Here is a 7,889-nt window from a genome sequence, read left to right as displayed (position 1 = left end):
AATCTATTTTGTCGCAAGGATAGCGGCTTCTACTGCTGCTTTCTCCCGCTCGATAAGATCAATACGAGCTGCAATTTCTTTAATTCCCATCTTGATATTACGGCTGATCGCCATATCATCCAATTGAGGCTCAAAGAAGGCCTTGTATTCATTCAACCGTTCACGGGTCTTGAAACAGTTAGCTGGGTAGATGACAAACTTATCAAAGCTCATATCACCACCGAGGGCTTTCTTGATCCAATCCCAGTTTTCACGTGCCCAAGTCCAGGTTCTACCTTGGGTAAAGTCATCATGCAAGAAGTTGTAATACCAGCTCATAGCCAAGTCCTGAGGTTTCACCACATCCTTGTTCTTCCACTCCTTCAATAGAGCTTCCAAAGTTTCCTCATCCTTGGTATAAGAAAGTGCAGCCGCCAACTGGCGTTTAAAGTTCCCATCTACTGTCTTAACATAAGTATCCAGGTATTGTTGGCTAAGCTCCTTGGTTTCCTGGTGCTTGATTTGGTTGACCAAGATTTGCAGGCGGATGGCAGCTGGAAGTTTTTCCAAATCATCTGCATGTGCTTCAAAGATAGTGCTCGCTTGAGCTTTTGCAGCTTCATCATTGGCCTTGATCATATTAGCAATCATTAGCTGACGAACTTTTTCGTCTTCTTCTGTTTCACCAGGCTTAGCTTCTAGACCCAAGCGTTCAAAGTTGTAACGGTTCAAGCGTTTCAACAACTCATGGAAGGCAGCTTCTGTTTCAGTTCCTTCATCCACAAAGAGACTGATTCCAGCTAAGACGCTCGAAACAGCTGAAACAACCAAGTAGGAACTTTCTTCTGTCAAGTGTTCAATCACTGGCAAGAGGCTTGCATAAGAAATTTGACCACTTTCAGCTAAAAGACGACGTTCTTGAACCACTTGTAATTTTGAAGTGCTATCCAAGCTAGCAAGGTCAGCAAGGATGTCTTCCAACAATTCCCCACGGTAGTCACTGATATAGTGAGCTGTATTTTCTGTATTGAAGCGAAGAGCTCCGCTGTTAGCTGCTTTCAAGGCACTGTAGTTTGGAATTTCTAAGACTTCAGTTTCCAAGGTATCTGGAATACCCGTCCAGTTGCTATTTAACGGAACAACCCACTTGCGTCCTTTTTCTTCTCTATCTCCGATGAAGAACTGCTCTTGACGGATGATCAAGGTATCGTTTTCCACAGAAGCTGAAACAACAGGGTATCCTGGTTGCTCCAACCAAGAATCCATAAAGGCTGCGACATCACGACCTGAAGCTTGCCCAAGAGCATCCCAAAGGTCACGACCGATAGTATTGCCGTATTGGTGTTTTTCAAAGTAGATCTTCAACCCTTTGCGGAAGGCGTCATCGCCTAACCATCGACGAAGCATGTGCATAAGACGGCTACCCTTAGCGTAAACGATTGCTGGGTCAAAAAGAGTGTTGATCTCGTCTGGGTGTTTGACTTCCACATGGACGGATTGAACGCCATCTGTAGCATCGCGTTTCAAAGCAGCAGGCACTCCAGTTGTTTGGAAGTCTTCAAAGATATTCCAGCTTGGTTCAATGGCATCCAAGCTGACATATTCCATCATATTGGCAAAGCTTTCATTCAACCAGAGATCATCCCACCATTTCATGGTCACGAGGTTTCCGAACCATTGGTGAGCCAATTCGTGAGCCACCACCAAGGCTACTGTTTGACGGCTTTGGGCCGTAGAGTTTTCATCTACTAGAAGGTAGACTTCACGGTAGGTTACCAAGCCCCAGTTTTCCATCGCTCCTGAAGAGAAGTCTGGAAGGGCGATATGAAGGGATTGAGGGATTGGATACTTCACACCATAGTAGTCTTCATAAAATTCAATAGCACGAACGGCAATATCCAATGAGAAGTCCAAGTTTTCTAATGGGTGAGCTTTGGTAGAGTAGACACCGACTAGGGTTCCATTCTTGGTCTTAGCTGTCACTCCTTGAAGATCTCCAGCAGCAAAGGCAAGGAGGTAAGAAGACATCCGTGGAGTCGTATCAAACTTCCAAATTCCTGTTTCTTTGCGGTTTTCCACATCGATTTCAGGCATATTTGAAAGGGCGATTTCACCTTCTTCTTGGTCAAATTTCAAAGAAAGATCGAAAGTTGCTTTGGCTTCAGGCTCGTCCACACTTGGAAAAGCTTCACGCGCAAAATGGCTCTCAAACTGGGTAGAGAGGACTTCCTTCTTCACGCCATCAATGCTGTAGTAAGATGGGTAAATCCCTGTCATATTGTCTGTGATCTTACCAGAATAGGTCAGAGTAACTGTCACTTGACCTGTTCCTTCCAATTCAACATAGACTGCTTCATTGTCATCATCAACCGTAAATGGACGGGCTTGACCTGCTACTTCTACTGTTTCGATGGTCAAATCCTTTTGGTGAAGCGAGATCTTGTCCGCCTTGGCTTGACCTGTGATCACCACACGACCGCTAAAGGTCTTGGTTTTACGATTTAAATCCAAAAACACTTCGTAATGTTCTGGAACGAATGTTTCTACAAAATGTGCAACTGCTTGCATAATTTCCTCCTTTAAATGTTTCTTGCTTTCCAATGAAAAGCCCTAATAAAACTATTTTATCACAAAGTCAAGATAAAAGAAAAGACAAGCATGACAATGCCTGTCTGATATCGAAAAGACTCTATGATCTTACATTTCGATAATTTTACCTGTTTCGAAGTAAACCACCCATTCACAGATGTTTTTTGCATAATCTCCGATACGTTCCAAGAAGTTGATCACTTGGAAATAATCCCTCCCGGTCACGATGGACTCAGGATTTTTCCGAATTTCTTCTGTTGCTAATTCTTGGATGCTATCGAAGTAATGGTTGATGACTTCGTCTCGTGTCGCAACTTCATAGGCCAAATCCACATCGCCTTTGAGGTAAACATCTAATGTCGCTTCGACAAAATCTTTGACTTCACGGCCCATCTTGCTGATCTCTTCCTCAACAGATTGGATGCGGACTTCCCCTTTCATGCGAATCGTTGCCTTGGCAATTGATACTGCGTGGTCACCCATCCGCTCTAAGTCGGAGACCGCTTTTAAGACAGTCATCACGATACGAAGGTCTTGTGAAACGGGCTGTTGAAGGGCAATAATCTCAAAGGATTTGCGCTCTAACTTCACTTCGTAGTCGTTGATCTCCGCGTCATCTTCGATAACTTGGCGGGCCAATTCACGGTCATGGGTCACGAAAGCGCGGACCGTACGGTTGATCTGACTCAACACTTCATTTCCCATTGCATAAAACTGGTTATGCAACTTCTCTAAATCTTCTTCAAATTGAACTCGTAACATTTTATTTTCTTCCTATCCAAATTTACCAGAGACATAGTCTTCTGTTTCTTTCTTAGCTGGGTTCAAGAACATTTCATTGGTGTCATTGTACTCGATCAAATCCCCATCCAAGAAAAAGGCTGTTTTATCGGAAATCCGACTCGCTTGTTGCATGGAGCGTGTCACCAAGAGCATGGTGTAGCGGTCTTTTAGTCCATACAAGGTTTCTTCAATTTTACCAGCTGAAATCGGGTCCAGCGCTGAAGTTGGCTCATCCAAAAGAATAATCTTTGGACTGGTCGCAAGGACCCGCGCCACACAGACCCGCTGCTGCTGACCACCGGAAAGCCCGATAGCTGAATCATGCAGGCGATCCTTGACTTCATCCCAGATGGACGCGCGTTTCAAAGAGGTTTCAACTGCTTCGTCCAAGACAGCCTTGTCCTTGACACCATTAATCATCAAGCCATAGGTCACGTTATCATAAATGGACATTGGGAAAGGATTGGGCTGTTGGAAGACCATTCCGATTTCCTTACGCAATTCGACCGTATCGGTCCGTGGTCCGTAGATATTATGTCCATTGTAGAGGATGGTTCCTGTGGTGGTGACCTCATGGTTAAGGTCGCCCATGCGGTTAATGGCTTTTAAAAGGGTAGATTTCCCTGATCCTGAAGGACCAATCAAGGCTGTAATCTCCTTTGGAGCAAAGTCCAAGGAGACACTATTCAAAGCCTTCTTTTTATTGTAATAAACCGACAAGTCCTTGACTTGCAAAATTGGTTCTGTCATTCTATTTTCCTTTTTGTTGTCATTTTACTTTATCCAAAGTGACCAGATACATAATCGTTGGTCGATTGCAATTTCGCATTTTGGAAAATATTCGAAGTCTTATCGTACTCGATGAGGTTTCCTAGGTAGAAGAAACCGGTATAATCACTGGCACGGGCTGCTTGTTGCATGCTGTGGGTCACGATGACAATGGTATAATTCTTCTTCAACTCAAGCATGGTTTCTTCTAATTGCGCTGTCGCGATCGGATCAAGCGCTGAAGCAGGCTCATCCATGAGTAAGATATCTGGCTTCACAGAGATGGCCCGTGCGATACAAAGTCGTTGCTGTTGACCACCTGAAAGTGTCAGAGCTGATTTATGAAGGTCATCCTTGACCTGATCCCATAGAGCTGCCTGTTTCAAAGAAGTTTCGACCAATTCGTCCAAGATCTTCTTATCTTTCACCCCAGCGCGTTCATGCGGGAAGGTAATGTTTTTATAAATCGATTTGGCAAAAGGATTGGGCCGTTGGAAAACCATCCCAATGTGCTTGCGCATTTCATAAACATTGATATCTGGACGATTAACATCGATTCCTTCATACCAAATTTCACCCGTTACACGCGCAATATCGATGGTATCATTCATCCGGTTTAAACTACGGAGGTAGGTGGATTTTCCAGATCCTGAAGGACCGATCAAGGCTGTAATCTTATTCTTTTCAAACTGCATATCAACGCCTTTAATGGACTCGTTCGTTCCATAATAGACATGCAAATCTTTGGTCGATAGGACCACCTTTTCTTCAGGAAAAGTAATGATGTGTCTCTCATCCCAATTGTATTTTGACATTTCTTCTCCTTTAAGCAGATGTTAGTTTTTTATGGAGGTAACTTCCGAGTTTGCGCGCTCCAAAGTTAAAGATCAAGATAAAGATCAAAAGAACGGCGGCAGAACCGGCTGAGACTTCGATCGAGTCTGGAATGGTTCCTTCACTGTTGACCTTCCAGATATGGACAGCCAAGGTTTCAGCCTGACGGAAGATCGAAATCGGACTGGTCACACTAAAGATATTCCAGTTTGACCAATCAAGGGCTGGAGCCGATTGACCTGCAGTATAGATCAAGGCAGCAGCTTCCCCAAAGATCCGTCCTGAGGCTAAGACGACCCCAGTGATAATACTTGGAAGAGCTTCTGGTACCACGACATGAATCACAGTTTCCCAGCGAGACAAGCCCAGTGCTAGACCTGCTTCACGCTGCGTATGGTGGACGTGCTGCAAGCTATCTTCGATATTACGGGTCATCTGTGGCAGGTTAAAGACGGTCAAGGCCAATGCCCCTGAAATGATCGAAAATCCGTATTTGAACTGGACAACAAAGACCAAGTAACCAAAGAGACCTACAACGACAGATGGCAAGGAAGACAAGATCTCAATACAGGTACGAACCAAATTGGTCAAACGACCTTTTTTAGCATACTCAGAGAGGTAAATCCCAGCTCCAAGAGAAAGTGGGAAGGAAATCACCAAGGTAATGACCAAGAGAAAGAAGGAATTATACAATTGAATTCCGATCCCTCCTCCTGCTTGGTAAGAAGAAGATTTTCCAGTCAAGAAGTGCCAAGATACATGGGGCAAGCCACGGACTAAGATATAAAGGATCAATGAGGCAAGAATCGCAACGATGATCCCTGAAATAGCATACAGCACTCCTGTCGCAATTTTATCCATTCGTTTAGCGTGCATAGTTCTTCTTACCTCTTTCTTTCGTAATCAGTTTAATCACACTGTTAAAGGCAAGACTCATGAGGAGCAATACCAAGGCGAGTGACCAAAGAACATTGTTATTGACCGTACCCATGACGGTATTTCCGATTCCCATGGTCAAAATAGAGGTGAGGGTGGAAGCTGGTGTTGTGAGCGAGGTTGGTACCACTGCCGAGTTTCCTACAACCATCTGGATAGCCAAGGCTTCCCCGAAAGCACGCGCCATACCAAAGACAACCGCTGTAAAGATTCCAGAGCGGGCTGCCTTGAGCGTGACATGCCAAATAGTTTGCCAACGGGTCGCTCCCATGGCCATACTAGCTTCCCGGTAATGACGAGGCACAGCTCGGAGGCTATCGGTCGTCATAAAGGTAACAGTTGGCAGGATCATAACAAAGAGGACAAAGACCCCTGAGAGAATCCCAAAACCAGTCCCTCCAAAGAGACTACGCGTAAATGGGACGACCACTTGAAGACCAATGAATCCGTAAACAACTGAAGGAATCCCCACTAAGAGCTCAATCGCTGGTTGCAAGAAACGAGCTCCTTTAGGAGAGACTTCTGTCATGAAAACAGCTGCACCAATGGCAAACGGCGTTGCCAAGAGGGCAGAAAGCAAGGTTACAATAAAGGAACCTAGAATCATTGGTAGGGCTCCGAATTCCTTTGCAGCAGGATTCCAAGAGCTCCCAAATAGAAAACTAAAGATATTGACTTTATTGACAAAGAAAGTCGATAAACCTTTTTGGGCCACGAAAATCAAAATCATGGCAACGACGACAACAATCAAACTCATGCATAGAAAAGTAATGGTTCTGCCAAATTTTTCTAGGCGGGAGTTTTTTGATTTCGTCAGCATTTTTTTTGCTACTTCGTTCATTTTTTACCTAATTCTTTTATTTTTTTGTCACATTCCCTTTTAAATCACGGGTAACTTTCATGTCATTGATCGGGATATAACCCATCTTGCCAACAACTTTTTGCTGAACCTCATCGGTCATCATGTAGTCAATGAATTTTTTAGACAACTCATTAGGTTTTCCCTTAGTATACATGTGTTCGTAAGACCAGATTGGCCAGTTATTGTTGACGACATTGGCTTTAGTTGGTTGATAGCCATTAAGCTTCATGGTTTTAACACTGCTATCCAAGTAGGTAAAGGCTAGATAAGAGATGGCTCCTGGCGTCTGAGAAACGATGTTTTTCACCATTCCATTAGAGTCTTGCTCTTGAGCCTGCTTGGGTTGTTTGCCATCCATAATAATGGCATCAAAGACAGCACGGCTACCAGAACCAACCGCTCGGTTCACAATCGTGATTTCAAGATCTGGACCTCCCAATTGCTTCCAGTTGGTATATTCACCCGTAAAGATCTTTCGCAATTGCTCTGTTGTCAAATTATCTACTGAGATATTTTTATTGGCAATGATGGCTGTCCCTGCTACGGCTACCTGGTGATCGACCAGACTAGAAGCATCAATCCCAGATTTTTCCTCTGCAAAAAGGTCACTATTTCCGATATCAACAGCGCCTGATTGAACTTGTGAAAGTCCTGTACCAGAACCTCCTCCTTGTACATTCACAATCTTACCAGGATGTTCTTCAATGTAGCGATCTACTACTCCTTCAACCAAGGGTTGTAAGGCAGTCGATCCGACAGCAGTGATGGATTCTCCGCGATTGATCCAAGACGCACAAGCAGATAAACTTCCTGCTAATGCGATCGTCGCTAGTCCTAGGATCAGCTTTTTAGACTTTTTCAAATCATGTCTCCTTGATATTTCACTATTTCACTTATGATTTTGACAAGTTTTTTTCAAAAAAACCTGTACTTCCACTATATCATAGAACGGGTTCTTTGCCCAGCATTTTACCTAAAACGAAGCCCCTTTGGATAGAAATTTTTCAGGGTCTGTCCGGTCACTTTGGCAAAGCCCAAACCATTGCCTTCAACCAGGACCTGGTACCATCCATTTGGATGCGTTTCCTTTAATTGAACCGTCTCTCCCGCCACATAATGAACAAAGTCTTCAGGCGTG

The 7,889-nt window shown here is 44.1% G+C and carries 8 protein-coding genes; all 8 read right to left on the bottom strand.

The window, feature by feature from the left end:
• Positions 1-3: 3 nt before the first annotated feature.
• Positions 4-2,547, bottom strand: coding sequence for a M1 family metallopeptidase (locus tag SPADD19_RS05390; protein ID WP_061455452.1), 2,544 nt, complete (start codon positions 2,545-2,547; stop codon positions 4-6).
• Between the two features lie 129 nt (positions 2,548-2,676).
• Positions 2,677-3,330, bottom strand: coding sequence for a phosphate signaling complex protein PhoU (gene phoU / locus SPADD19_RS05385; protein WP_021152974.1), 654 nt, complete (start codon positions 3,328-3,330; stop codon positions 2,677-2,679).
• A gap of 12 nt (positions 3,331-3,342) precedes the next feature.
• A complete protein-coding gene (pstB, locus tag SPADD19_RS05380; RefSeq protein WP_003003393.1) occupies positions 3,343-4,101 on the bottom strand; it encodes a phosphate ABC transporter ATP-binding protein PstB in 759 nt (252 codons plus the stop codon).
• A gap of 29 nt (positions 4,102-4,130) precedes the next feature.
• Positions 4,131-4,934, bottom strand: coding sequence for a phosphate ABC transporter ATP-binding protein PstB (pstB, locus tag SPADD19_RS05375; protein ID WP_003011874.1), 804 nt, complete (start codon positions 4,932-4,934; stop codon positions 4,131-4,133).
• Positions 4,935-4,944: 10 nt separating this feature from the next.
• Positions 4,945-5,829, bottom strand: coding sequence for a phosphate ABC transporter permease PstA (gene pstA / locus SPADD19_RS05370; protein WP_003006597.1), 885 nt, complete (start codon positions 5,827-5,829; stop codon positions 4,945-4,947).
• Positions 5,819-6,730 carry a phosphate ABC transporter permease subunit PstC gene (gene pstC, locus SPADD19_RS05365; RefSeq protein ID WP_049483388.1) on the bottom strand — a complete coding sequence of 304 codons (912 nt, stop codon included), beginning with the start codon at positions 6,728-6,730 and terminating at the stop codon, positions 5,819-5,821. The genes pstA and pstC overlap by 11 nt, the downstream gene beginning before the upstream one ends.
• Before the next feature lie 16 nt (positions 6,731-6,746).
• Positions 6,747-7,613, bottom strand: a complete 867-nt coding sequence (locus SPADD19_RS05360) for a phosphate ABC transporter substrate-binding protein PstS family protein (protein WP_049518365.1) — start codon at positions 7,611-7,613, stop codon at positions 6,747-6,749.
• Between the two features lie 107 nt (positions 7,614-7,720).
• Positions 7,721-7,889: methyltransferase RsmF C-terminal domain-like protein (locus SPADD19_RS12620; RefSeq protein ID WP_423170611.1), on the bottom strand; the 169-nt coding region annotated here is incomplete at its 5' end.

Source organism: Streptococcus parasanguinis (assembly GCF_001578955.1).
Classification (GTDB): Bacteria; Bacillota; Bacilli; order Lactobacillales; family Streptococcaceae; genus Streptococcus; species Streptococcus parasanguinis_U.
This window is presented reverse-complemented; position numbering and strand designations above follow the sequence as displayed.